Origin of the sequence: Janthinobacterium sp. SUN128 (genome assembly GCF_030587275.1) — a bacterium.
In the GTDB taxonomy this organism is placed as follows: domain Bacteria; phylum Pseudomonadota; class Gammaproteobacteria; order Burkholderiales; family Burkholderiaceae_D; genus Janthinobacterium; species Janthinobacterium lividum.
The window spans coordinates 684,323-708,906 of the sequence record NZ_JAPWHY010000001.1 but is presented as its reverse complement, the minus strand read 5'-3'; the positions used below and the strand labels follow the sequence as shown (position 1 = coordinate 708,906).

Sequence of the window (24,584 nt, the reverse complement as noted above, 5' to 3'; positions counted from 1 at the left end):
GACGGCCTGCGGCCGTCACTCCTCGTCGTCCTCGTCGGCCAGCTTGTCGAACACCTGTAGCTCGGCCTTGCTCAATCCCGTCATCACGAAGGGATCGTCGGCAGGAAAGCGGCCAGTATCGACCAGCATGCGCAGCTTGCTCAAGCGATCTCCCAGCGCCAGCGCTCGCGCCTGCGGATCGGCATCGGCTTGGGCATCGACGCCGGCATGCCCGATCGCGCGGGTCACGGACTCGGGAAACTCCCATAACTCGGCGATCCGTACCGACAGGATGCGCGCTTGCGCAAACACCTGGGCAATGAAGGCGTCCGATTGCGGAAAGGCATCAGGCGCATGCATCTGGTCGATCAGCCGGAACGCCACCACCAGGCCGACATTGGCCATCAGTCCCGCCAGATAGGCGTCGAAGGCGTTGGCCTGCATGGCCGGCGCGACCAGGTTGGCCGCCAGCGCGCATTTCTCGGACTGGCGCCAGATCAGCGGCGCCGTGCGTATGGTCAGGCCGCCGCTCTGCATGCTGACGATGGGACGGAAGGCGACGCGGGCGAGCAGCATGCGCATGCCGTTTTGCCCCAGCAGCATGATGGCGCCTTCCATGTTGTTGATCGACGGGCTGGCGTTGTAGCGCGAATGGTAGCGGGGCCGGTTCGCTTCGCGGTAGACCTCGGCGACCAGCAGCACGTCCTGGGCCAGTTGGCGCGACAGCTCGGCCGCGCTCATGTTTTCATTTTGCAAGGTACGCATCAACTGCGGAATGATGGCCGGAATGCGCGGCACCAGCGCGGCGCCGGCGACCGGTTCACTGGCCAGGCGCGTCAATTCATCCAGCATCTGCTGTTCGGCCTGCTTTGTCGCCTGCGTCGCACCCGCGGCCGCCAGCCAGCGGTAGTAGATGGCATCGATTTCGGTGATGGTGGCTAGCTGCCGTGCCATCTCGGGTGCCGCCCCTGCCGTGGCTGGCGCGAGCTTGTTTTTTTCGTCGCCGCCGTTCAGTAATTTTCCTATCCAACCCATTGCTATTCCAGCCTTATATGCATCACTATCGCGACATCCGCTGCGCGATTTTACTTGATGACAGCCATGCCGGTGCGGCGGGCGTGGCCGGCTTGGTCCACCTGCCGCAAAGTGCTACAGTGGCGCTCGCGCAGGTCCCCCTCTTTGCAAGGTACATCATGAACAATCTGCTGGCCCAGTACGTCACCAGCCAGGCGTACAACAACGCCTGGGCCAACCACCGCCTGCTGAAAGCCTGCGGCGAACTGAGCCAGGCCGAATTCCAGGCCACGCGCGTCAGCTTTTTCCCCACCATCCAGTCCACCCTGAACCACATCCTCACCTGCGACTGGTTTTACCTCGATGCGCTCGAACGCGAGCTGCGCGGCGAAGCGCCCCATCCCGACTGCTATGTCTTCTTTGAAAAGGATGAGCCATTTACCGACTGCGCCACGCTGCAGGCGGCACAGCATGCAGCCGATGCGCGCCTGATCGCCCATTGCCGCAGGCTGTGCGACGCGGACCTGGCGCGGCCCGTGACGATCCTGCGCGACACGCCGCAAGTCGACACGCGCCAGCGCATGCTGGCGCATCTGTTCCAGCACCAGATCCACCACCGGGGGCAAGTGCACGCCATGCTGGCCGGCACGCGCATCGCACCGCCGCAGCTCGACGAATTCTATTGCGCCGGCGAAGCGGACGAGCGGGCGCAGGATTTTGCGGAGCTGGGCTGGACAGAGGAAGATATCTGGGCCCAGCGCTGAACTATTCCTCGGCGTGGCAGCAGACGCACAGCTTGTTGCCGTCGAGGTCGCGGAAGTAGGCGCCATAGTAATAGGCGTGGTAATGGGGGCGCAAGCCGGGCGGCCCTTCGCACACGGCGCCCAGAGCCAGCACGGCCTGGTGGCAGCGGTCCACCTGGGCGCGGCTGGCCGCCAGCAGGGCCGTCATCTGTCCATTGCCGGGCGCGGCCGGCAAGCCGTCATGCGGCGCCGTCAGCACGAACAAGGGACGCGGCGCATCGTGCGCCATCCAGCCTGCCCATGGCTTGACGGGGTCATGAAATTTCTCGATCAAACCGAGTTCTCCCAGCAGCGCCGTGTAGAAGGCGTAGGCGCGGGGAAAGTCGTTGGTTCCCAGGCAGATATGGGACAGCATGCTGCTCCTTCATGAATTCAGATGTGCGGCGAAATGCGCCAGCTGATTATAATGGCGCATCGCTTTCCGACACGCTCCCATGCCAGACCTCGACCGCCTTCAGCTACACCCGCCGGCCAGCAGCGACCTTCCCGCTTTGCTGGCCTTCGAACTGGAAAACCGCACTTATTTTGAAAACTGGGTCACGGCGCGCGCGCCATCCTACTACCACCCGGAAGCCATCGCCGCCGCCATCGAGCAGGCGCAGCGCGAGCGCCAGCAAGACCTCGCTTACCAGTACCTGGCAAAACTGGACGGGCAAATCATCGGCCGGGTCAATCTGACGGCCGTCACGCGCCCCTATTTCAACAAGGCAACGCTCGGCTACCGCATCGGCGAACGGTTCGGCGGGCGCGGCTACGCCACGCGCGTGGTCGCCCTGCTGCTGGAAGAAGCGTTCGGCACACTGGAACTGTGGCGCCTGGAAGCGACGGCGCGGCCGCAAAACCTGGGCTCCGTCGCCGTCATGCAGCGCAACGGTTTTCACCAATATGGCCGCTCGGAAAAAGCCATGCGCTTCCAGGATGCCTGGTCGGACCTGCTGTACTTTGAACGGCGCAACACGCAAACCATCGCTGGTGGCGCTCGGTGAGCTGTGGGATGGCATGCACGACAAGCGCCTGCATCGCTGAAGCCGGCGTAGTGATGCGTGCACGCAACAGCGGTACGCCATCCCCGCCATTCACCTGCGCATTGGTGGCCGCATTGGCGCCATTTAAGACTGGCTTCAGCCTCGCCGTGCATCGTGAATAGGTCGCCAGCAGCAATGGCGCCTCCCTTCACCATCACGGGCACAGCCCAGCGAAAGAGCCGACATGAGCACATGGATGCGCGCCAACAAAGGATTTTTGATGTTCCTCCTGCTGTTCGGCGTGTTCCGCACGGCCGTGGCGGACTGGAATCCGATACCGTCGGCGTCCATGCGCCCCAACCTGCTCGAAGGCGACGTGGTCTTCGTCAATCGCCTGGCCTTCAACCTGAAAGTGCCGCTCACCGATATCGTGCTGCAGCGCCTGGGCGAGCCGCAGCGGGGCGACATCGTCACCTTTTCTTCGCCGAAAGACGGCACGCGCCTGATCAAGCGCATCATCGCCCTGCCCGGCGACACGGTGGAAATGCGCAATGAGCAGCTGATCATCAATGGCCAGCCTGCCCAGTACACGGCGCTCGACACGGCGCCGGAAACCATCGCCCACGTGGGCCAGTTGACGGCCCAGCGCATCAGCGAACGCAACCAGACCGAGCAGCACCGCATCCAGGTCTTGCCGCAAATCGCTGGCGCGCGGCGCAGCTTTGCCCCCGTGACGGTGCCGGCCGACCATTTCCTCATGCTGGGCGATAACCGCGACAACAGCGCCGACTCGCGCTATTTCGGCTTCGTGCCCCGTGCATTGCTGATCGGCAAGGCCGAGCGCATCCTCGTCTCGGCCAATATCGAGGAACATTGGCAGCCGCGGCTGCAGCGTTTCGGCATGAAACTGGAGTAAATATCGCCCTTGCAACGGCATCCTGCTTTTCGGTTAGCATGGCGCATCATGCAAAAATTTTCCTTCGCCAGCCGGCAGCCAGCCAGCAGCCACCACGCCCTCGATCAGCTGGCGCAGTTCCTGCTACGCCATCCCGACGTACTGCTGCTGACGGGCGCCGGCATCAGCACGGCGTCCGGCATACCCGATTACCGCGACACGGAAGGCGTGCGGCGCGGCAACGCCCCCGTGCAAGGTCCCGATTTTCGCCGCCAGGAAGCCGTGCGCCGCCGCTACTGGGCGCGCAGCATGGTGGGCTGGCCAACCCTGGCGCGGGCCGTGCCGAATCCCGGTCACCTGGCCATCGCGCAACTGGCGCAGCGCCGGAGAATAGGCGGCCTGGTCACGCAAAACGTGGATGGCCTGCATCAGCAAGCGGGCAGCGCGGCCGTCACGGAGTTGCACGGCAGCATACATGGCGTCGTGTGCCTCGATTGCCATACCCGCCATACGCGCCGCCTGATCCAGGATCAGCTCGAACGCGACAATCCGCAGCTGCTGGGCGCCACGGCCACGCCGGCGCCCGATGGCGATGCCTTGCTGGAACCAATGCAGCTGGCCACCTTCCACGTGCCCGCCTGCCCCCGCTGCGGCGGCACCCTGCAGCCTGACGTGGTGTTTTTCGGCGATGGCGTGCCCGCCGCCTGCGCGGCCGAAGCCGAGCGCAAGATGATGGCAGCTGGCGCCCTGCTGGTGGTGGGTTCATCCGTCATGGTGTATTCGAGCTTTCGCCTGTGCCGCATGGCGGCCGAAACGGGCAAGCCCGTGGCCGCCATCAACCTGGGCAAGACGCGCGCCGACCATTTGCTGGCATTCAAGACCGAAGCGCCGGCACAGGACATCCTGCCGCTGGTCGCGGCCATGCTCGATTGATGCCGTCCCCGCCGCTGCCACGGGAATCGGCACGCATGCTGGCCAGTGCCGGCATCGCCGTGCTGCTGCATGTGCTGCTATGGCAAGTGCTGCGTTCAAACCACCTGCCGGCACCACCGTTGCTGCCACAGCGCAACACCCAACTGCTGTTGCTGGCCCCCGTGACGCCGCCCGCGCACCCCCTGCCGCCAGCAATCTCAAAAAGCCAGGCACGGCCCCGGCATACGGTAGCCATCACGCCCGCGCCGGTGTCCGCAGCAATGCCCGCACCTGCTGCCGCTGGCGACGTGGCAGCCGCATTGCCGCCTCCCGCTGCGCTCGACCTTGACGCCTTGAAACGCCAGGCCAGGGAAGCGGCACGCCAGACTGGCCCATCCATCACCGGGCCAGCACTGACGTCCAGCGACAGGACGGCGCAAGCCATCGCCAGCGCCGCGCGGCCCAAGTGCGACAACGATTACAAGCCGCGGCTGGGCAATGTGGAATTCGCCGGCCTGGCCAAGCTGCCCTTCCTGCTGAAAGGCGCGACGGGCGACAGCGGCTGCAAGTGGTGACGCGTGCTTGCCGCTCTGCTATTCCAGCCGCCTGCCACTCTGGCTATACTGTGAGATTAACGAGGAGAATTCATGCTGGAACTGTTGAGTGAACACGCCTGTTTTGGCGGCGTACAACGCTTTTATCGCCACGACGCGCAAGCCATCGGCTTGCCCATGCGTTTCTCGGCCTTCATTCCCGACACGGCGCCAGGCGCCACGGTCAGCACCAAGCGCCCCGCCCTGTTTTACCTTGCCGGCCTGACCTGCACGGAAGAAACCTTCATGATCAAGGCCGGCGCGCAGCGCGTGGCGGCAGAAGAAGGACTGATCCTGATCGCTCCCGATACCAGCCCCCGTGGCGCGAACATCGCGGGCGAGAGCGAATCCTGGGATTTCGGCGTGGGCGCGGGCTTTTACGTGGACGCCACCGAGGCGCCGTGGAGCAGCCATTACCGCATGTACAGCTACATCCTGGAATTGCGCGCCCTGCTGGAACAGGAACTGGCCATCGATGCGCAACGCACGGGCATCTTCGGCCACTCGATGGGCGGCCATGGCGCACTGGTGCTGGCCTTGCGCAACCCGGAACTGTTCCGCTCCGTCTCGGCCTTTGCCCCCATCGCCGCACCGAGTCAATGTCCGTGGGGCAAGAAGGCGTTTACGGGCTACCTGGGCAGCGATGCAGCCAGCTGGCTGCAGTACGACGCCAGCGCGCTGATGCGCGGCCGGCAGGGCCAGCCAGCATCATTTCCCGAAGGCATCTTGATCGACCAGGGCCTGGCCGACAAATTCCTGCCCGAGCAACTGTACCCCGACGTCTTCGAAGCGGCGTGCCGCGACGCCGGCCAGCCTCTGCAGCTGCGCCGCCATGCCGGCTATGACCACGGCTATTACTTCATCGCCAGCTTCATGGAAGAGCATGTGCGCTTCCATGCGAAGAACTTGCGCGCCGCCTGATCTGCCACGCTACTGCGACGTGCTGGTATGCCCGTTGAAATGGCGCGTGTACCAGTCCGTGGCCAGCAAGGCCGCCTGGTGGCGCGTGTCGGGGCCGCCGGGTGCGGCGATCTGTTCCAGTTGTTTGTCGCAGCGCAAGGTGGCGAACGCCATGCGGTTCAGGCCAGCCACGTCGGGATCGCGACCGCCCACGATCAGCAACGATGGCACGCGCACATTTTCCAGCGCCGCCTTGCCCGCCATTTCCACCTGGCCATCGCACACGGCCAGCGCGGCGATTTCCGCGCTGCGCCAGGCCGCCAGCTGCATCACGACGGCCGCGCTGGTGCCATAGCCATACAAGCCGCAGGGCAAGCGCCGCGTGGACGCGTCCATCTGCAGCCAGCCCAGGGCTTTTTCCAGCTGGCGCGCCAGCAGCACGATATCGCTGCGCACGAAATACGCATGGCCATTGCTGCCGCCGCCAGGCCCGACGCCGCCTTGGTCGAAACGCAGGGTGGCGATGCCCGCTCGCAAGAAATCCTGGGAAGTGGCGTGGCTGGAGGCGCCCAGGTAGTCGCTGTCGGCGCCTGCGCCGTGGGCAAACAGGACGATACCGACCGGCCGCTCGGGCATTTCAAGCACGCCATCCAGTTGAAGTTCATCGGCCGTAATGCTGACAAATTGTTCTTGCATGGTTGCCTCCGCAATCGAGCTGGGATCAAGCTAAAGCTGAAGTCGGGCTGTGCGCTGATTTTACGCTGATCTTGCCGGAACGGGCACAGCTTGCATACCCGGGGCGGCTAACCTCAGTGTAGCAGCCCGCAGCCATTCCTGCGCAGCCGTTCGCGCACCGCCGCCAGGAAAGCAGGATGGCAAGACTACACGGCGCCGTGCCGGTCCAGCCCCTTCAGCACGGCTTCCGGGCGGATCGGCAAATGCCGCACGCGCGAGGCCACGGCGGCAAAGATGGCGTTGCCAATGGCGGGCGCCACGGCCGTCGTGGGCGGTTCCCCCATGCCCGTCGAAGTTGCCGCGCTGGCAACGAATTCGATGTCGAGCTCGGGCACGTCGGCCATGCGCAGGGGCGTGTAGGTATTCAGGTTGGTGTCCTTCACTTCGCCATTCAGGAAGGCCGTGCCTTCATGCAAGGCCATGCTCACGCCCCACAAGGCGCCCCCTTCCGCCTGCGCCAGTGCGCCATCGGGGTCGACGATGCTGCCCGCGTCGATCACCATGAACAATTTTTCGACTTTCACCATGCAAGTGCTGCGGTCCACCTTGACCCGCGCGACGCAGGCCGTCCAGGTGGGCATGTCGCGTTCCTGGCCGAACGTGGCGGCGATGCCCAGGCCCGTGTCGGGCGGCATGGCCTTACCCCAGCCTGCCTTGTCCGCCACCCGCTGCAGCACGTGGGCCAGGCGCGCGGCGCCGCCGACGGCATTCGGCGCGCTGCCCGCGTTGCGTCCCGTGCCCTGCAGCAAGGACAAACGGAACGCCAGCGGATCGACCTTGGCCGCCTGCGCCGCCTCATCCATGAAACTTTCCACGGCCCAATTCGTCCAGCCGGGCCCCACGGAGCGCAGCCAGCCGGGGCGGAAACTGCTGTTGGCCAGATCGTTCGACACGGCCCGCACACGCTGCGCGCCTACCGTGTACCAGTGGTCGGCGCCGGCGATGGCGAACGGGTCATACGGATGGCCCTGCTTATCCTTGGCCAGGAAGGCGGGAATCATGGCTTGCGTGGGCCAGCCCGCGCTCGCTTCGTGCACCATCGCCGACACCTTGCCGGCGTCGTCGAAGGCCATGCGTACATGCTGCACGGATGGTGAACGGGGCGAATCGAAACGGGCATCGTCGGCCCGCGTGCAAATCATCTTGACGGGGCGCCCCACGGCTTGCGCGGCCAGCGCGGCCGGCACGCAATAATCGCCATTCAGGCGCCGCCCGAAGCCGCCACCAAGCAGATAGGTGTGCAGCATGACATTGCTCTCGGGCACCTTCAACGCTTGCGCCAGCTCGGGCAGGATCAGGGATTGCCACTGGTTGCCCGCATGAATGTGCCAGACGCCGTCGATTTCCTGCGCCACGGCATTCACGGGCTCCAGCTGGAAATGCAGCACGGTGCTGGTCGTGTAGTGGCGTTCCAGCTGCAGGCTGGCATCGCGGAACGCTTGCTCCACGCCATCATCATCGACCACGCGGGCGCCCAGGCTCGCATCGGCCAGCTGCTTGGTCCCATAGTTGAGGATATCCTGCTCCGCCAAGTGGGCCGCCGCGCCGGCCCGCCATTTCACTTGCACCAGCTCGGCCGCGCGCATGGCGGCCGCATACGTTTCAGCCACCACCATGACCCAGCCGGGCACCGTGCCGCTGGGGTCCTGCAAGGCGAACGAACGCAGGTAGCCCTTGACCTTTTTCGCGGCCGTATCATCGATGGACACCACTTTTGAGCCATAGCGCGTGGGCGGGATCTTCGGGCGCGCAAACAGCATGCCCTCGACTTCCGCATCGATGCCGTACACGGCCGTGCCATTGATCTTCGCGGGGATGTCCAGCGCCTGCACCTGCTGGCCGATCAGGCTGCGCTGCTGCGGCGTTTTCAGCACGATGGCCTTCAATTGCTCGGGCGTATACTGGCGCGCCAGCTTGCCACGGCGCACGATGTCGCCATAGCTGATCGAGCGCCCCCGGCCATGCACGACGCCCAGTCTGGCGTGGCAGGCGGACGCTGGCACGCGCAGCAGGCGCGCGCCTTCCTCGACGAGCGCGAGGCGCCCGGCCGCGCCGGCACGGCTGAGCGGGTCGAAATTCTGCCAGACGGACCAGCTGCCGCCCGTCACCATCAAACCCCACTTCGGGTCCGTGTCCACGTAATGCAGGCGCACCTTGCTCCAGTCCGCTTCCAGCTCCTCGGCGACGATGCGCGCCAGGGCCGTGCCGATGTGCTGGCCCATTTCCGCCTTGGCGATGTTGACGGTGACGATGCCGTCGCGGCCGATCTGGAACCAGATGCCGGGATCGAACACGGGTGCAATGCCTTGTTTTGGCGGCACGGGCGCCGCCTTGCCGGCGGCCAAGGAGCTGTCGGCGCGCAAGAAGGCCAGGGTAAAACCCGTGCCGGCGGCGGCGATCAGGAAACCGCGCCGGCTCAGCGGGCTGGGACGGGCACTGGTAGTTTCTTTTGGCAACTTAAACACCGGGCGCCTCCGACATGCCGGCCGCCAGCTTGATTGCCTTGCGGATGCGCACATATGCCATGCAGCGGCACAGGTTGCCGCTCATGACGGCATCGATATTCGCATCCGTCGGCTGGGGATAGTCTTTCAACAGGGTGGCGGCCTGCATGATCTGGCCCGACTGGCAATAGCCGCACTGGGGCGCCTGCGTGGCGAGCCACGCCCGCTGGAGCGGGTGCGTGCCGTCTGGCGAGAGGCCTTCGATGGTGGTGATGGCGCAGCCGGCCACGGCGGCAATCGGCGTGATGCAGGAGCGCATGGCGCGGCCATCCACGTGCACGGTGCAGGCGCCGCACATGCCGATGCCGCAGCCAAACTTCGTGCCTTTTAACCGGACTTCGTCGCGCAGCACCCACAGCAGGGGCGTCTCGGCGTCGGCCTCGGTGCCGAAGGGTTGGCCATTCACGATAATGTTATACATAGATATTTAAGAAACTTTCAAGAATTACTTGCCGGCGCGCGCGCGCCCCACGGCCGCTTCCAGGTTCGTCCAGGCCGGCTGGTGGCTGCGGCTGCGGCGCAGATAGGCGGCCAGCTGGGCCACGTCGTTGTCCGTCAGCGAGGCGGCAAAGCCGGGCATCAGCACGCCGGGCATGGCAGCATCCTTGCTAATGCCGTGCAATATCACCTGGATCAGGTTGGCGGGATCGGGGGCGCTGACGGCGCTGTTCAGGCTCAATTCCGGGCGCAGGGCCGCGGGTCGGCCGTCGCTGTTCGAATGGCACGACGCGCAGGCGGCCACGTACAGGCTGGCGCCACGGTCATTGTCGACCAGGCTGACCCTCTGCGAGCGGGCGATGCCGGCCTTTACCACGGTATCGGTATCCACCTGGCGTTGCTCTGCCCCGGCCACGCCGGCAAAATACGTTGCCAGCGCGCGGATATCGCTGTCGGGCGAGGCGCCCATGCCTTCATGCACGACGGCCGACATGGGGCCTGCCGCCACGCCGTGCAGGGCCGTCGCCCCCGTGCGCAGGAAGGCGTACAGCTCGTCTTGCGTCCATGGCAAGGGTGCCGTGTTGGCGCTGGTCAAGGCCGGCGCATACCAGTGGTCGATGGGCGCGCCCAGATAGGACGAACCGGCAAGCTCGGCGCCCAGCGCATTGCGCGGCGTGTGGCAGGCGGCGCAATGGGCCAGGCCTTCGGCCAGATAGCGGCCCCGGTTCCAGTCCAGTCCTTGTGCAGGATCAAGCTGGAAAGTCGCTGGCTTGAAAAACAGCAGCTTCCAGCCCGCCTGCAAGGGGCGCAGGTTCAGGGGAAACGGCACGCTGTTGGCGGGCGCCACCGCATACACGGGCGGGCGCGTCATGACATACGCGTACAAGGCCGTCAGGTCCGTATCCGAGACGAGGTTGAAATGGGTGTACGGAAAGACAGGATACAAATGCGCGCCATCGCGGCCCACGCCTTCGCGCATGGCCCGCTGGAAGGCGGCCAGCGACCAGCGGCCGATGCCCGTTTGCCTGTCGGGCGTGATATTCGTCGCGTAAATCGTGCCGAACGGCGTGGCCAGGCCGTGGCCGCCCGCGTAATCGGCGCCGCCCTTGGCCGTATGGCAGGCGGCGCAATTGCCCATGCCGGCCAGGATGCGGCCCCGTTCCACCACTTGCGGGGAAAATGCCGTGGCGGCAGGCGGATCGATGGGCGCCAGCGCGGGGCGCCAGTAATACAGATACGCGGCCAGGGCCGCCACGATGAGCAATGCCAGCGACAGCAGCAGTCCGGTGAAGATTTTCTTGAGCAAAACAGGAACCAGTGAAAAGTAAAGGCCAGGGTGAAAGCAAAGATATCAAGCAAGGCGGCCAGCCGCCGGCCAACGGCGGCGGTAGCAGGGCCACAGTGACAATCTTACCGCGATTGTGACTTGTTGTATGTACGCAATGACACGCAGGCGGTGCCTACAGGCGGGCCGCGCCTTATAATCAGCGTTTCAGCACGCCGCCGCTCCCTCATGCATACCGTTACCATCATCCTCATCCTCGTTCTGACCGTCGTCCTGTGCGGCTTTCTCGCCAGATCGCGCTGGGTCAAGCTGCCGCTGCCCTTGATCCAGATCGCCGGCGGCACGGGATTGGCCGTGTTTGGCGTGCAAGTGCCGCTCGATCCCGACATTTTCTTCCTGCTCTTCATCCCGCCACTGCTGTTTCTCGATGGCTGGCGCATCCCCAAGGGCGCCTTCTTTTCCGACGCCCGTTCGATCCTGATGCTGGCCATCGGCCTGGTGCTGTTTACCGTGCTGGGCATGGGCTTTTTCATCGACTGGCTGATCCCCAGCGTGCCGCTGGCCGTCGCCTTCGCGCTGGGCGCCATCCTCTCGCCGACGGACCCCGTGGCCGTGTCGGCGATCGCCGCCGGCAACCCGATCCCGCCGCGCCTGATGCACATACTGGAAGGCGAATCGCTGCTGAATGACGCGTCGGGCCTCGTCTGCTTCACGTTTGCCGTGGGCGCCATGATGACGGGCGGCTTTTCCATCGGCGCCGCCTCGCTGAGTTTCCTGCAGGAAGCGGGCGGCGGCATCCTCATCGGCCTGGCCATCTCGTGGGGCGTGGGACTGGCGAATAAATGGCTGGTGAGCAAGGTCGGCGAAGAGCCGGGCCTGCAAATCCTCATCAGCATCCTGATCCCGTTCGCCGCCTACCTGGGCGCCGAGCAAATCCACGGTTCCGGCATCCTGGCCGCCGCCACGGCGGGCGTGTCCATGCATTACGCCGACCTGATCGGCCGTCCGCTGGCCGCCACGCGCACCCAGCGCAAGGCCGTGTGGGATACCGTGCAACTGGTCTTGAATGGCGTGATCTTCGTCATGCTGGGCGCGCAGCTGCCCACCACCGTTGCCGGTTTGCCGGCCGCCTCCGCCGAAATCGGCGCCGGCAGCGCCTGGAAACTGCCGCTGTTCGTCATCGCCATCACGGTGGGACTGACCTTCATGCGCTTCCTCTGGGTCTTCATTTCCATGAAACTGACCCTGTTCAAGCACCACAAGAAAATGGCGGGCGAACCGAAGGACGCGGCGCTGCTGGCGCGCCCCAGCCTGCGCCTGCTGCTGGTGGCGTCGTTCGCGGGCGTGCGCGGTGCGCTGACTCTGGCCGGCATTCTGACCCTGCCCTTGTTCTTGCCCGACGGCACGCGCTTTCCCGCGCGCGACCTCGTCATCTTCCTGGCCATGGGCGTGATCTTATTGTCGCTGCTGCTGGCCAGCGTCACCTTGCCCTTGCTGACCAAGGGCCTCGTGTTCGCGCCGCCCGCGCGCCGTTCGACGGAAGAGCGCAATGCCCGTGCCGCTGCCGCCGAAGCGGCCATCGCGCGGCTCGAAAAAGTGTGTGAAGGCATCGACAAAAATGACAAGCAGCAAGTCGTCACGGAGGCGGCCAACCGCCTGATCGAAGCCTACCGGCGCCGCCTCGCGTATGGCGAAAGCAGCAACGACGAAGCGATGCGGTTGCAGGAACTGGCCAAGGCCGAACGGGCGCTGCGCCTGGAAGCGCTGAATGCGGAGCGGGATGAACTGTTCCGCCGCCGCATCTCGGGCGAACTGGACGACACCATCCATTTGCGCCTGCTGCGCGAAATCGACTTGCTGGAAGCGACACTGGAAGAATAGCAACACTTTGGCGTGCCACGGCAGTGTTGACAAGTAATTCTCATGGTAAAGAATGCAAGTTTTCACATTCGTGTTTATAATGCAAGGTTTATGGCGTAGCGCCGTGATTTACTTTCAACAAGGACTTCCGTAGAGTCTGTGTTGCTGAGTAACTAGTTGAATAGCAACCCGACCTGCATAAAGACACCGACGCCGTGCCCTCCTTCCCTCGCCACCGGCAGCGCTCCGCGCCGCCCGCCCTGCTCGTCGTGCTGCTGGCCTCGCTGCTGGCATCATTGCTGGCCTGCACGGCGCTGGCCCCGTGCGCGTGGGCGCAAACGGTCGCGGCGACGGACGCCAGGCGTCCCGCCGAGGTGGCCCAGGTCCTGTTTGGCATCATCAGCTATGTGCGCTGGCCCGTGGCGCGCCAGGAAGTGCGCGTCTGCATGCTCGGTGCGCCCCGTTACGGCGCGGCCATCGTCGACACGCCCGCTTCCAGCCTGGGCCAGCGCATCCGCGTGAAAATTCCGGCGGCAGCCGCCGCTGTCAGCGAATGCGACGTCGTCTACCTGGGCAGCCTGCCCGAGAGCGAACGCGAGCATCTGCTGGCGCAGATCATCGGCAAGCCGATTTTATCGGTGGCCGAACCCGGCACGTCCTGCGCCGTGGGCACCATGTTCTGCCTGCGCCTCGCCGAGGCGCAGATCGGTTTTGACGTCAACCTCGACGCCATCGCCCGCAGCGGCCTGCGCGTGCATCCGAACGCCTTGCAAATTGCACGTCGCAAGGGACCGCCGCCATGAGCGCCCGGATGAGCAACAAGCCTGCCCGCCGGCCCCGCCCGACGCTCGACAGCGTGCTGCGGCGCGCCCACCTGAGCGTGTCGCTGATCGCCGTGCTGGCTGCCGGACTGACCCTGACAGCCGTGGCGCTGCTGGCCCTGCGCGTGTATTCGGACCAGAACCTGCGCCTGGTGGCCCGCTCGATGAGCTACACGGTGGAAGGGGCCGTCGTCTTTGGCGATTCCATGGCCGCCAAGGAAGCGCTGGCCTTGATCGGCGTCAATGAAGACATCGACCAGGCGCAGGTGAGCGACACGGCCGGCAACGTGCTGGCCCGCTGGGAACGGGGCGAACACGGCACGCGCTACTATATCGAACGCGCGCTGACGGGCTGGATGCTGCCCGATTCGCTGACCTTCCCCATCACGCGCAACGAACAGGCCATCGGCAGCATCAAGCTGGTGCCGCACAGCCGCAGCCTGCTGCCCTTCCTGCTCAGCGGCCTGACCTGCCTGCTCGCCTGCCTGGTGCTCAGCCTCGTCGTCGCCGTGCGCCTGTCGCGCAGCATGGAAACGGAGATCACGTCGCCCCTGCGCCACCTGGCGGAAACGGCCCACCGCGTGCGGCGCGACCGCTCGTTCGAACTGCGCGTGCCGCCGGCCAATATTGCCGAACTGAACCAGATCAATGACGACTTCAACGCCCTGCTCGACGAACTGGAAGCATGGCAAAGCCATCTGCAAAAGGAAAACGCCTCGCTGTCGCACCGCGCCAACCACGACAGTCTGACGGGCCTGTCTAACCGCGCCTTCATGGAAGCGGAGCTGGAACGCGCCATCCTCGAAGCGCGGGTCGGCAATGGCAAGGTGGCCGTACTGTTCCTCGACAGCGACCGTTTCAAATATATTAACGACACCTTCGGCCATGCCTCGGGCGACCGCGTGCTGGTGACGATCGCCGCGCGCATCAAGCAGCAATTGCGCGAGGGCGACCTGGTGGCGCGCCTGGGCGGCGACGAATTCGCCATCCTGCTCAAGCCGCTGCGCAACAGCAGCGACGCCATGCACATCGCCGACAACATCATCGCCGCCATGGCGCAAGCCATTGAGCTGCCCACCGGCAATAGCATCGTCAGCTCGCTGACCATCGGCGTGGCCGTCTTCCCCGATCACGCCATCGACGCCGTTTCGCTGGTCGGCGCGGCGGACGAAGCCATGTACCGCGCCAAGCAGGCGCAGCGCGGCACGCGCCAGGTGGCGCGCCTGCCGCAACCCCATACCCACCCCTGAATCAAGGAGCAATACCATGCAATCCATCTACAAGCAATTACGCCGCGTCTTCCTCGGCTTGTTCATGCTGGGCCTGCTGGCCGCCTGCCAGAGCACGCCAGAGAAAAAACCGCTGTTCAATGCCGAGCAAGTGGCCACCTTGAAGGAGCAAGGCTTCAACCAGACCGAAGAAGGCTGGGAGCTGAGCTTTACCGACAAGCTGCTGTTCGATTTCGGCGCTTCCAGCCTGACGGCGCCGAGCCGGGCCGCCATCCAGAAAATCAGCGCCGCCCTGCTGAAAGTGGGCATCACTCACATGCGCGTGGAAGGCCATACGGACAACGAAGGTGCCGAAGTGCTGAACAACAAGCTGTCGCTGGCGCGCGCCAACGTGGTGGCCGACGCGATGGGCGTGGCCGGCATTCCACGCGGCAATATCACCGTCAAGGGCCTGGGCATGAGCAAGCCGGTCGCCTCGAACGCCAGCAAGGCCGGCAAGGCGGAAAACCGCCGCGTCACCGTCATCGTCTCGGCCCCATGAGGACAGGCGCGCCCGCCCGCTGGGTCGTGATGGGCGTGTCCGGCTGCGGCAAGAGCGCCGTCGGCAGCCTGCTGGCCAGCGCACTGGGCGTGCCGTATGTGGAAGGCGACGACGTGCACTCCCCGGAAAACGTGGCCAAGATGGCGGCCGGCATCCCGCTCGACGACGCCGACCGTGCCGGCTGGCTGGCCGCCCTGCGCGAGCGCATCGCCACGGCCAGCGCGCAAGGCGACGGCCTCGTCGTTTCCTGCTCGGCCCTGAAGCGCGCCTACCGCGACGTGCTGCGCGAGGGCGACCCGGCCCTGCGCTTTGTCCACCTGGATGGCCCGCGCGCCGTGCTGGAAACCCGTTTGCAGCGCCCCGGCCATTTCATGCCGGCCAGCCTGCTCGACAGCCAGCTGGCCACGCTGCAACCGCTGCAGGCGGACGAGGCCGGCATCGTGCTCGATATCCGCCAGCCGCTGGCCGTGCTGCTCGGACAGATCCTGCAAACGCCCTGACTGGCGGCCGCGCGGCTGGACAGTCCGCGGCCCCCTGTGTAGACTGGCGCGCACTTTCATGAGGGATTTCTATGAGCACACCAACCACCAAACCAGCACCGGGCCCGGAATTCTGGGAACGCGCCGACCAGGTCATCGCCCTGGCCAATGAACAATGCATGCACAGCGGCGGCAATGAAGTCGCCACCTCGCTGCTGTACGCGGCCGCACGCTTCAACGCCTTCCTCGTCGCCAGCAAGAGCAATGACGTGGCCAAGATGCAGGAAGAGAAGGAAGGCGCCGTGGCGTTCTTCACGGAACAGTACAAGCGCATGCTGACCGACAACTTCAACGACTACATCACCAACTTCGACAAGTACACGCAACCGTCGTCAGCCCCCAAGGGTTGATGTCCGCAGCCAGCCTGGCCAGCCACCGCGCCCGCGCCACCTACGCCGACAGCGTGCTGAAAGGTTCAGTACGCTTTGCGCCTTTGCAAGCGCTGTGGCTGATAGCCATGCTGGCCGGCGCCGTGACGGGCGCCCTGCTCTGCTTCAGCTGGACCGGCTTGCTGCTGTTTGTGAGCGGCACGGCCATCGTCCTGCTGTTCGGCCATTCGCTGGGCAGCCACCGCAAGCTGATCCACGACAGCTTTGAATGCCCGCAATGGCTGGCATATGTACTCGTGTACCTGGGCATGCTGGTGGGCCTCAGCGGCCCGCTGGGCCTGCTGCGCCAGCACGAACTGCGCGACTATGCGCAGCGCCTGCCCGATTGCCACCCGTATCTGCGCCACGGCGCCGGCTTCTGGAACGATGCCTGGTGGCAATTGTTCTGCCGCCTTGACCTCGACCACCCGCCGCACATCGCCATCGAGCCGCGCATCGCGCACGACCGCTTCTATCGTTTTCTGGAAAGAACCTGGATGCTGCAGCAACTGCCGTGGGCCGTGCTGTTCTACGCCTGGGGCGGCTGGGGCCTGGTCTGCTGGGGCGTCTGCGCGCGGGTCAGCGCCGGCGTGCTCGGTCACTGGCTGATCGGCTACTTCGCCCACAACCATGGCCAGATGCACTTTCATGTCGACGGCGCCGCCGTGCAGGGCCGGAATATCCGCCTGACATCGCTGCTGACCATGGGCGAATGCTGGCACAACAACCATCACGCGTACCCGGGCTCGGCCAGGCTGGGCCTGCTGCCGGGAGAATGGGACCCGGGCTGGTGGGTACTGCTGCTCTTGCGGCGTCTGGGCCTCGTGTCAGCCTTGCGCCTGCCGCAAGACCTGGCGCCGCGGCCGGAACTGCGCCGCATTGATACCGCTAGCGCTCAGGCGCCGTCGCCACCGGCCAGGTAATTGTTTTTGACGCGCACGTAATGCTCGGCCGAATAGCGCAGGTAGGCGATCTCGGCTTCGGTGAGCGCGCGCACCTTGGCGGCGGGCCGGCCCACGTACAGATGGCCGCTTTCCAGCACCTTGCCCGGCGATACCAGGCTGCCCGCACCCAGCATCACGTGCTTTTCCACCACCACGTCATCCATGACGATGCTGCCCATGCCGATCAGGCACTCGTCGCCGATGGTGCAGCCGTGCAAGATCACGGAGTGGCCGATGGTCACGTAGTTGCCGATGGTCAGCGGTGAACCATCGGGCTTGGCCGCATTCCTGTGCGACACGTGGCCCATGGAAAAGTCCTGGATATTGCTGCCTTCGCCGATGACGATGCGGTTAACGTCGCCGCGCAGCACGCTGTTGCACCAGATGGAGCAGTCGTCGCCGATCTGCACATCGCCGATCACTTGCGCCGTGTCATGCAGGTAGACGCGCTCGCCCACGACGGGGCGGGTATTCAGGTAGGAACTGACAGGCATCGCTTTCTCACTCTTCATAAATAGTAAACATTCACACCCAGCCGGCGGCCAGCGCAAAAATCGCCAGCCCATGCGCCAGGGACGCGCCCAGCAGGCCGGCACGGCAATATACCAGCCCCGCCACCACGCCTTCGATCACGGTAAACACGAGGATGGGCGCGCCCACCTGCGTGACGGTGGTGGCGAGGAAGGCGTGGCACAGGCCGAACAGCAGGCCCGACACCAGCGCCGCGCGCCAGGCCGGCAGCCAGGCGCGCAATTGCTGCTGCAGCAAGCCGCGAAACAGCAATTCCTCATAACAATTGGCCGCCAGCGCAAAACCCAGCAGCAAGGGCAGCGCGGATGGCGGGACGGGCGCCAGCGAGGGCAAGTCAAACACGGCTTTCAAGCCCGTCGCCAGCGCGATGATCAGGGCGGCGCCCGCCACGCCCAGCAGCACGGACAGGGCTGGCCGCATGCCGAACCAGTGGATCTGTCGGCGCGCCTCGCTTTCCAGCCAGCACGTGCTGACCACCAGCCCCAGCGACATGGCGCCCAGCGCCAGCAAGACCAGCGGCGGCGCCGTGAAACGCAAGCCGCCCGCCGCCACCTGCCAATAGCCGTGCGCCGTGATCGCATCGCGCGCCAGCACGAAAAATAAAATGTGCACGAGCACGCGCAGCAGCGGCACCGAGCGTGGCACAGTACGTGGCAACACCAGCAGCAAGGCGCCGCCAACGAGGAAGGCGGGCGTGATCGCCAGCAGATACTGCGCCAGGGAAGTGATCTCGGGCATCGTTCGGCTCAAGTCGGAATACGGTGCCAACGGGCACGGGCGCAGCAATTGTATGCGCCGGCTGACAAAACGGGTAACCTATCTTGCTATGCGGCCTTGCGCCTGCCATGCATCAGGCCATGCGCCACCAGTCCGGCAGCCAGCCCCCACAGGGCGCCGCCCACGCCCAGCAGGGTCACATTCGCGGCCGTCGCCAGGAAAGTAATCAAGGCCGTTTCGCGCATGCGCACGTCCGCCATCGCCTGCGCCAGGCTGTTGCCGATGGCGCCCAGCAGGGCCAGGCCCGCCAGCGCCGTGATGAAGCTGCGCGGCAAGACCATGAACAGGCTGGCCAGGGTGACGCCGAAAATGCCCACCAGGATGTACAGCACGCCGCAAGCGAGCCCCGCGACATAGCGCTTCGACGGATCCGCATGCGCATCCTTGCCCGTGCAGATGGCGGCCGTGATGGCGGCCACGTTGAAGGCGTGCGCGCCGAATGGCGCCATGAGCAGCGAACCGAGGCCCGTCACCGTCAGGATGGGATTGGCGCTGACCTGGTAGCCGTCATTGCGCAGCACCAGCATGCCGGGCATGTACTGCCCCGTCAGGGTGATCAGGAACAGGGGCAGCGCCACGCCCAGCAGGGACGCCACGGAAAAGCGCGGCATCTCGAACACGGGCGCGGCCAGGGCCAGTGCTATGCCTTGCGCATCGATGCGTCCCTGCGCCAGCAGCAGGACCAGGCCGATCAGCATGATGCCGACGACGGCAAAGCGTGCCGTGAAACGGCGCAGCACGGCATACGACAGCAGCAACACCACCACCAGCAGCGGGTCGGCGCTGGCGCCGCCAAACGCATTCACGCCAAACTGCAGCAGGATACCGGCCAGCAAGCCGGCAGCGATGCCGCCAGGAATCAAGCGCACCAGGCGCTCGAAGGCGCCGGACATGCCCAGCACAATAAAGGCGATGGCGGAGATCATGTAGGCGCCGATCACCTCGGCATACGGCGTGTGCGGCATGACGGTGGCCAGGAAGGCCACGCCGGGCGTGGACCAGGCCGTGATGATGGGCGCGCGGTAGCGGTAGCTGAGCCAGATGCCCGTCACGCCCACGCCGATGCTCAGCGACCAGACCCAGGATGCCGTCTGCGCCGCGCTCAGCTGGGCAAGCTGGGCTGCCTGGAACACCAGCACGAAGGTGCCGCCATAGTTGACGAGGACGGAGATGAAGGCGGCCATGGCGGGGGATGCCAGGTCGCGCCAGCGCGCCTGGCGCCTGTTGCCGGTTGCGGCCGATGATGTGGAGCTTGTGTGCATGCGTGTGCCCTTGCCTGATGTTCAAAAAGGGCATCTTAGCGTTTGCATGGACTGCTCAGACAGGCCACTTTACGCATACATAACAGACCACTTGAATACTTACCCCAGCGCGCGGGCCAGGCGGACGATGCCGCTGTCGATCTCGTGCGGCGTGAGTGCGGCAAAGCCCAGCAGCCAGCCGCCCCGCGCGGGCGGCGTTGCATACAGCCGGCTCAGGCCCGGCAGCACAATGCCCGCCTGCGCCGCCAGGCGTATCGTCTCCAGCTCGTCCCTGCCCTCGTGCAGCAGACACGGCATCTGCAAACCGCCCGGCGGCAGCTGCGCCGCCACCACGTGCGGCAAGTGCCGCTGCACGGCCTGCGCCATCGCATCGCGACGCACGGCGTAGACCTTGCGCATGGCGCGCACATGGGCCGCGAAATGGCCATCGGCGATGAAACGGGCCAGTGTCAGCTGGTCCAGCTGCGGCGTGTGGCCATCGAGAATGCTGCGCGCATGGGTCATCGGCTTGACCAGCGCGGGCGGCAGCACCATGTAGCCGATGCGCAGGCCCGGATACAGCGACTTGGCGAAGGTACCCAGGTAAATCGTGCGCTGCTGCGTGTCCAGCCCCTGCACGCACGCCGTTGGCAAGCCCGCGTAGTGAAACTGGCTGTCGTAATCATCCTCGATGATCCAGCCCTGGCGTTCCGCAGCCCAGGCAGTCAGGGCCAGCCGGCGCTCGAGTGCCAGGGTGGCGCCCGTCGGGTATTGATGCGACGGCGTGACGTAAATCGTGTTGGCGCCGCTGCGGTCCGCGCGCAGGTGCTCGATGGACAAGCCATGCGCATCGACGGGTACTGGAATCACCTGCAATTGCGCCATCTCGAACGCCTTGCGCGCGCCGAAATAGCCGGGGTCTTCCATCAGGATGGGACCGTGCGCGTCGGCCAGCACCTGCGCGCACAGGTACAGGGCCTGGCGCGTGCTGCTCAGCACCAGCACCTGGCTGGCCGTGGCCCGCGCGCCCCGCTCCAGGTTCACATAGTCGGCGATGGCCTGGCGCAAAGGCCCGGCCCCTTGCGGGTCGCCGTGCAGCAGCATGCCGGCCTGGTGTTCGCCTGCCGCCTGGCGCCGCAAGCGCTCCCACACATCGAGTGGAAAGGCCCGCGTTTCCGGCAAGCCCGTGGCGAATGCCTTCACGCTCTGCTGGTCGGCCACGCCGCCGCTGGCGAGAATCTGCGCGCCGCGCGCGCTGAGGGCCACCGGCTGCGCGGACAAGGGCGGCAGCGTCATCGCAGGCTTGCCCTGCAAGCTCGCGCCTATCGTCGGCGAGACAAAACTGCCCGATCCCGCCTGCCGCCGCAGATAGCCATCGAGGCGCAGCTGCGCATACGCCATTTCCACCGTATCGCGCGACACCGCCAGCGATTGCGCCAGCGCGCGCGTGGCCGGCAGGCGCAGGCCGGGCGCCAGCACGCCGTCGAGTATCAGCTGGCGCAGCGCGCGCTGCACCCGCACGCGCAAGTCGAGCGCCGCCAGTTCGGGTGCGGCGATGCGGATTTTCAGGGTGTCGAGTTCGAACTGCGGCGTCATATGGCCTTGGCGCGGGCCGCATCCACGACAGCCATGCTGCTGGCCAGCGAAAAACCGTGCTGCTGCAGCACCGCCACCAGCTGCTCGCCGGCGCAGCCCAAACGCAGGTTTTCCGCCACCCAGTCTTGCCAGGCGGCGCCGATCTCCGGCATGGGCTCATCTTCCAGCGTGAGACCGAGTATGCATGCGGCCAGCAAGCCGTTGATGCGCTTCGTGTCGATCAGGTGCTGCACCACCGCGTGACCCGACTGCGGGAACGGGTGCAGGGTGCAGCGGCCGAACGCAGCCAGGCGCTGCGCGTGCATGGCGTCGAGGTTGACCGATTCGCTGGCGCTGGCGCCGGCACTGGCCGCGTCCGGCCGCGTGCCGAACACCAGGTGCAGCTGCGTATCGTCCGTCGCCCTGGCGCGGCACAGGGCCGCCAGGTCGTAGTAGCCAGACGGCGGCGGGTCTTGCGCCAGCGATTCCATCACGGGCAGCCAGCGCAGCTCATGGTACAAGCGCGCCTGCTGCACGTCGAGGAAGGACAGCGGCCCGAAGGCGACGATCTGCTGCGCGTCCAGCAGCAAGCCATACATGACGGCCGCGTACGCGCCCATGGATTGGCCGACGGTGGTGACTTGACTGGGGGCGATGCGGCGCACGAGTTCGCGCAGGGCCTGCGCCGTTTCATCCACATGGCTGCCCAGGCCCGCGATGCGGCGGTGGTACCAGGCATTGCCCGAATCGCGCACGAGGATCTTGTTCAGATGCTGGCCGCTGGCCTGCTCCAGTTTTCTCAGGCGCCCGTAAAAATCGAAGGCGGGACGCGTCGTCCACGACACGAAACCGAAGGCGATCACCAGCGGCGCGCCGGGCACGATGCGGTCGACCAGCACGTCGTCGGCACTGGTGGCGACCAGTCGATTATCCAGCGCTTGCGCTTGCAGCATCGGCCCGGCTCCCCGATCAAGGTTAAAACAATAGAAAGCATGAGTGTAATGCCAGTACTGGCAAAATGGAAACATTCGCCGCTGCCGTACGCCGGCCGGCGCGAAAAACCTGCTAGTCTGCGGGCATTCCCCCCCTCACAGGAGCCTTCCATGCTGCATCGCCTGACGCATCGTCTCACCTACCTGTCCCTTGCCGCCGCCATCGCCATGACCGGCGGCTGCGCCACCACGCCCGACAGCGCCAGGCCGGACACCGGTCTGACACCGATGTACAGCCTGACGAATACCTACTGGAAGCTGACGCAGCTCGATGGCGCCGACGTGACGATGGCGCCGCAGCAGGAGCGCGAAGTGCGCATCACCCTCACCGACGATGGCAAGGTCCATGGTTTCACGGGCTGCAACCAGGTCATGGGCGGCTACACGCTGGCCGGCACCTCCCTGCGCTTCACGCAGCTGGCCGGCACGCGCATGGCCTGCCCGCCGCCCCTGATGCAGCTGGAAAGCGCGGTATTGGCCAATTTGAACAGCGTGACGGGCTACCGCTTCGAAGGCGAGTACCTGATCCTGCTCAAGGATGGCGCGCCTGTGGCCCGGTTTGAATCGGTCTACCTGTGAAATAAAAATCGACTGCCGTTACAATGGCTTCCAGCCCATCATCCGGAAGGAAGCCATGTCCGCACTGCCCTCGCCGTCTTCATCCCCGACACCATTGGCCGCCGGCCGCTACCGGGCTTTTCTTTTTGATATGGACGGCACCGTCATCAATTCCATCGCCGCCGCCGAACGCATCTGGGGCACGTGGGCACAGCGCCAGGGCCTCGACGTGGCGGCGTTCCTGCCCACCATCCATGGCGCGCGCTCGGTCGACACCATCGCCAAGCTGCGCTTGCCCGGCGTCGACGCGCAGCGCGAATCGCAGGGCATCACGGATGCGGAAATCATCGATGTGGAAGGAATTATTGAAATCGCCGGCGCGCTGCGCTTCTTGCAGTCGCTGCCGCCCGCGCAATGGGCCATCGTCACCTCGGCGCCAAGGGCGCTGGCCACGGCGCGCCTGAAGGCGGCCGGCATGCCCATCCCCGCCATCATGGTGACGGCGGAAGACGTCAAGGCCGGCAAGCCGAAACCCGATTGCTATTTGCTGGCGGCGGAAAAACTGGGCGTGGCGCCCTCCGATTGCCTGGTGTTCGAGGATGCCTCCGTCGGCATCGAGGCGGGCGAAGCGGCCGGTGCGAAGGTCATCGTCGTCACTGCCACGCATGCGCATCCGCTGGCCACGCGCCACCCGGCCATCGACAGCTACGAGCGCATCGTGGCAACCGTCGATGGTGACGGCTTTATTGTCCTGGCGGAGATGGCTGCAACACCCGCGACAAGATAGCTTGCTCCAGCGCGGCGAAAGCCGCATGGCCGCGCTGTCGCGGGCGCGGCAAATCCACCTGCACGTCCATGGTGATCTGTCCATCCTCGATCAGCAGCACGCGGTCGGCCAGGGCCACGGCCTCGGCCACGTCATGCGTCACCAGCACGGCCGTGAAGCCGCGCGCCAGCCACAGCGACTCGATCAGCTGCTGCATCTCGATGCGCGTCAGGGCGTCGAGCGCGCCCAAGGGCTCGTCGAGCAGCAGCAGTTGCGGCTCGTGCACGAGGGCGCGGGCCAGCGCCACCCGCTGCTTCTGCCCGCCCGACAGGGCCGACGGCCAGTCGTCCGCCCGCTCGGCCAGGCCCACCGTCCACAGCGAAGCGGCCGCCGCACCGACGGAACGGGGCAGGCCTAGGGCCACGTTGTCGAGCACTGTCTTCCACGGCAGCAAACGCGATTCCTGAAACATGATGCGGATGTCGGGCGCGCCGATGCCGCTGCCGATGGCGATTCTGCCGTCATCGACGCTTTCCAGGCCCGCGATCGAGCGCAGCAAGGTACTCTTGCCGCAGCCGCTGCGCCCCACGATGGCGACAAATTCGCCCGCTTCCAGCTGCAGGTCGACGTTTTTCAGCACGGGGCGGCTGGTGTAGGATTTGCTCAGGTTCGTCAGCTCCAAAGGTACGCCGCGCCGTTGCAAGGGAGCCTGTGGGGCTATCTTCGCCTGCGGCGGCGCACTGGCCGGGTCGTACTGCACGAAGTGCGACAGGAAATCCGTTTCGATCTGGATGGGGGCAAGCAGCATGGTGTCTTCTT

Annotated in this window: 27 protein-coding genes; 15 read left to right on the top strand and 12 right to left on the bottom strand. The window is 65.8% G+C overall.

Annotated features, from left to right (window positions below; all coding sequences use genetic code 11):
- Window positions 1-15: 15 nt before the first annotated feature.
- Window positions 16-933 (bottom strand): HDOD domain-containing protein, encoded by a 918-nt coding sequence (locus O3297_RS03395; RefSeq protein WP_305047759.1) that lies wholly within the window; start codon window positions 931-933, stop codon window positions 16-18.
- Window positions 934-1,172: 239 nt separating this feature from the next.
- On the opposite strand from O3297_RS03395, the gene O3297_RS03390 reads away from it, so the two are divergent.
- On the top strand, window positions 1,173-1,757 hold the full coding sequence (locus tag O3297_RS03390; RefSeq protein ID WP_305047758.1) for a DinB family protein: 585 nt from the start codon (window positions 1,173-1,175) through the stop codon (window positions 1,755-1,757).
- A 1-nt stretch (window position 1,758) separates the two neighbouring features.
- Here the strand turns inward: O3297_RS03390 and O3297_RS03385 are convergent, their stop codons facing one another.
- The gene (locus O3297_RS03385) at window positions 1,759-2,151 is read right to left on the bottom strand and encodes a VOC family protein (RefSeq protein WP_305047757.1); all 393 of its coding nucleotides are present in this window, start codon (window positions 2,149-2,151) and stop codon (window positions 1,759-1,761) included.
- A gap of 79 nt (window positions 2,152-2,230) precedes the next feature.
- Here O3297_RS03385 and O3297_RS03380 point away from each other — a divergent pair, with 79 nt between their 5' ends.
- The 5 genes from O3297_RS03380 (at window position 2,231) to fghA (ending at window position 6,082) form a co-directional block, all read left to right on the top strand.
- Complete coding sequence (locus O3297_RS03380) at window positions 2,231-2,782, top strand: GNAT family N-acetyltransferase (RefSeq protein ID WP_305047756.1); 552 nt, start codon at window positions 2,231-2,233, stop codon at window positions 2,780-2,782.
- A gap of 223 nt (window positions 2,783-3,005) precedes the next feature.
- Complete coding sequence (gene lepB, locus O3297_RS03375) at window positions 3,006-3,677, top strand: signal peptidase I (RefSeq protein ID WP_099387340.1); 672 nt, start codon at window positions 3,006-3,008, stop codon at window positions 3,675-3,677.
- Between the two features lie 48 nt (window positions 3,678-3,725).
- On the top strand, window positions 3,726-4,589 hold the full coding sequence (locus O3297_RS03370) for an NAD-dependent protein deacetylase (RefSeq protein ID WP_305047755.1): 864 nt from the start codon (window positions 3,726-3,728) through the stop codon (window positions 4,587-4,589).
- 35 nt (window positions 4,590-4,624) lie between these two features.
- A complete protein-coding gene (locus O3297_RS03365; RefSeq protein ID WP_305047754.1) occupies window positions 4,625-5,143 on the top strand; it encodes a hypothetical protein in 519 nt (172 codons plus the stop codon).
- 72 nt (window positions 5,144-5,215) lie between these two features.
- Window positions 5,216-6,082 (top strand): S-formylglutathione hydrolase, encoded by an 867-nt coding sequence (gene fghA / locus O3297_RS03360; RefSeq protein ID WP_305047753.1) that lies wholly within the window; start codon window positions 5,216-5,218, stop codon window positions 6,080-6,082.
- Window positions 6,083-6,091: 9 nt separating this feature from the next.
- Here fghA and O3297_RS03355 read toward each other — a convergent pair whose 3' ends face one another.
- The 4 genes from O3297_RS03355 to O3297_RS03340 all read right to left on the bottom strand — a co-directional run bounded on the left by O3297_RS03355 (window position 6,092) and on the right by O3297_RS03340 (window position 11,044).
- The gene (locus O3297_RS03355; protein WP_052140159.1) at window positions 6,092-6,757 is read right to left on the bottom strand and encodes a dienelactone hydrolase family protein; all 666 of its coding nucleotides are present in this window, start codon (window positions 6,755-6,757) and stop codon (window positions 6,092-6,094) included.
- Window positions 6,758-6,942: 185 nt separating this feature from the next.
- Window positions 6,943-9,261, bottom strand: a complete 2,319-nt coding sequence (locus O3297_RS03350; protein ID WP_305047752.1) for a xanthine dehydrogenase family protein molybdopterin-binding subunit — start codon at window positions 9,259-9,261, stop codon at window positions 6,943-6,945.
- Window positions 9,254-9,721 carry a (2Fe-2S)-binding protein gene (locus tag O3297_RS03345; protein WP_099387335.1) on the bottom strand — a complete coding sequence of 156 codons (468 nt, stop codon included), beginning with the start codon at window positions 9,719-9,721 and terminating at the stop codon, window positions 9,254-9,256. The genes O3297_RS03350 and O3297_RS03345 overlap by 8 nt, the downstream gene beginning before the upstream one ends.
- Window positions 9,722-9,745: 24 nt before the next feature.
- A complete protein-coding gene (locus O3297_RS03340) occupies window positions 9,746-11,044 on the bottom strand; it encodes a cytochrome c (RefSeq protein WP_305047751.1) in 1,299 nt (432 codons plus the stop codon).
- A gap of 207 nt (window positions 11,045-11,251) precedes the next feature.
- Here O3297_RS03340 and O3297_RS03335 point away from each other — a divergent pair, with 207 nt between their 5' ends.
- The 7 genes from O3297_RS03335 (at window position 11,252) to O3297_RS03305 (ending at window position 17,304) form a co-directional block, all read left to right on the top strand.
- Window positions 11,252-12,904: a Na+/H+ antiporter gene (locus tag O3297_RS03335; RefSeq protein ID WP_305047750.1), complete on the top strand. Its 1,653-nt coding sequence runs from the start codon at window positions 11,252-11,254 to the stop codon at window positions 12,902-12,904.
- A gap of 194 nt (window positions 12,905-13,098) precedes the next feature.
- Complete coding sequence (locus O3297_RS03330; RefSeq protein ID WP_305047749.1) at window positions 13,099-13,686, top strand: YfiR family protein; 588 nt, start codon at window positions 13,099-13,101, stop codon at window positions 13,684-13,686.
- A complete protein-coding gene (locus O3297_RS03325; RefSeq protein ID WP_034782885.1) occupies window positions 13,683-14,954 on the top strand; it encodes a diguanylate cyclase domain-containing protein in 1,272 nt (423 codons plus the stop codon). The genes O3297_RS03330 and O3297_RS03325 overlap by 4 nt, the downstream gene beginning before the upstream one ends.
- 16 nt (window positions 14,955-14,970) lie before the next feature.
- Window positions 14,971-15,474, top strand: a complete 504-nt coding sequence (locus O3297_RS03320) for an OmpA family protein (RefSeq protein ID WP_034782886.1) — start codon at window positions 14,971-14,973, stop codon at window positions 15,472-15,474.
- Window positions 15,471-15,974, top strand: a complete 504-nt coding sequence (locus O3297_RS03315; RefSeq protein WP_305047748.1) for a gluconokinase — start codon at window positions 15,471-15,473, stop codon at window positions 15,972-15,974. Before O3297_RS03320 ends, O3297_RS03315 begins: the two co-directional genes overlap by 4 nt.
- Window positions 15,975-16,045: 71 nt before the next feature.
- Window positions 16,046-16,363, top strand: coding sequence for a DUF3144 domain-containing protein (locus O3297_RS03310; RefSeq protein WP_034782889.1), 318 nt, complete (start codon window positions 16,046-16,048; stop codon window positions 16,361-16,363).
- Entirely contained in the window at window positions 16,363-17,304 is a 942-nt protein-coding gene (locus O3297_RS03305; RefSeq protein WP_305047747.1) for a fatty acid desaturase, read from the top strand. Before O3297_RS03310 ends, O3297_RS03305 begins: the two co-directional genes overlap by 1 nt.
- Here the strand turns inward: O3297_RS03305 and O3297_RS03300 are convergent.
- The 5 genes from O3297_RS03300 to O3297_RS03280 all read right to left on the bottom strand — a co-directional run bounded on the left by O3297_RS03300 (window position 17,277) and on the right by O3297_RS03280 (window position 22,402).
- A complete protein-coding gene (locus tag O3297_RS03300; RefSeq protein WP_070259099.1) occupies window positions 17,277-17,819 on the bottom strand; it encodes a gamma carbonic anhydrase family protein in 543 nt (180 codons plus the stop codon). The genes O3297_RS03305 and O3297_RS03300 overlap by 28 nt on opposite strands.
- 31 nt (window positions 17,820-17,850) lie before the next feature.
- Window positions 17,851-18,594, bottom strand: a complete 744-nt coding sequence (locus O3297_RS03295; RefSeq protein WP_305047746.1) for a CPBP family intramembrane glutamic endopeptidase — start codon at window positions 18,592-18,594, stop codon at window positions 17,851-17,853.
- Between the two features lie 86 nt (window positions 18,595-18,680).
- The gene (locus tag O3297_RS03290) at window positions 18,681-19,817 is read right to left on the bottom strand and encodes a benzoate/H(+) symporter BenE family transporter (RefSeq protein ID WP_305049594.1); all 1,137 of its coding nucleotides are present in this window, start codon (window positions 19,815-19,817) and stop codon (window positions 18,681-18,683) included.
- Between the two features lie 177 nt (window positions 19,818-19,994).
- Complete coding sequence (locus O3297_RS03285) at window positions 19,995-21,470, bottom strand: PLP-dependent aminotransferase family protein (RefSeq protein WP_305047745.1); 1,476 nt, start codon at window positions 21,468-21,470, stop codon at window positions 19,995-19,997.
- Window positions 21,467-22,402, bottom strand: coding sequence for a hypothetical protein (locus O3297_RS03280; RefSeq protein WP_305047744.1), 936 nt, complete (start codon window positions 22,400-22,402; stop codon window positions 21,467-21,469). Before O3297_RS03280 ends, O3297_RS03285 begins: the two co-directional genes overlap by 4 nt.
- Before the next feature lie 150 nt (window positions 22,403-22,552).
- On the opposite strand from O3297_RS03280, the gene O3297_RS03275 reads away from it, so the two are divergent.
- Together O3297_RS03275 and O3297_RS03270 are read left to right on the top strand one after the other, a co-directional pair.
- On the top strand, window positions 22,553-23,020 hold the full coding sequence (locus tag O3297_RS03275) for an META domain-containing protein (protein WP_305047743.1): 468 nt from the start codon (window positions 22,553-22,555) through the stop codon (window positions 23,018-23,020).
- A 55-nt stretch (window positions 23,021-23,075) separates the two neighbouring features.
- Window positions 23,076-23,786 carry an HAD-IA family hydrolase gene (locus O3297_RS03270; protein ID WP_305047742.1) on the top strand — a complete coding sequence of 237 codons (711 nt, stop codon included), beginning with the start codon at window positions 23,076-23,078 and terminating at the stop codon, window positions 23,784-23,786.
- Here O3297_RS03270 and O3297_RS03265 read toward each other — a convergent pair.
- A complete protein-coding gene (locus O3297_RS03265; protein ID WP_099394564.1) occupies window positions 23,743-24,573 on the bottom strand; it encodes an ATP-binding cassette domain-containing protein in 831 nt (276 codons plus the stop codon). The genes O3297_RS03270 and O3297_RS03265 overlap by 44 nt on opposite strands.
- Window positions 24,574-24,584: the final 11 nt, after the last annotated feature.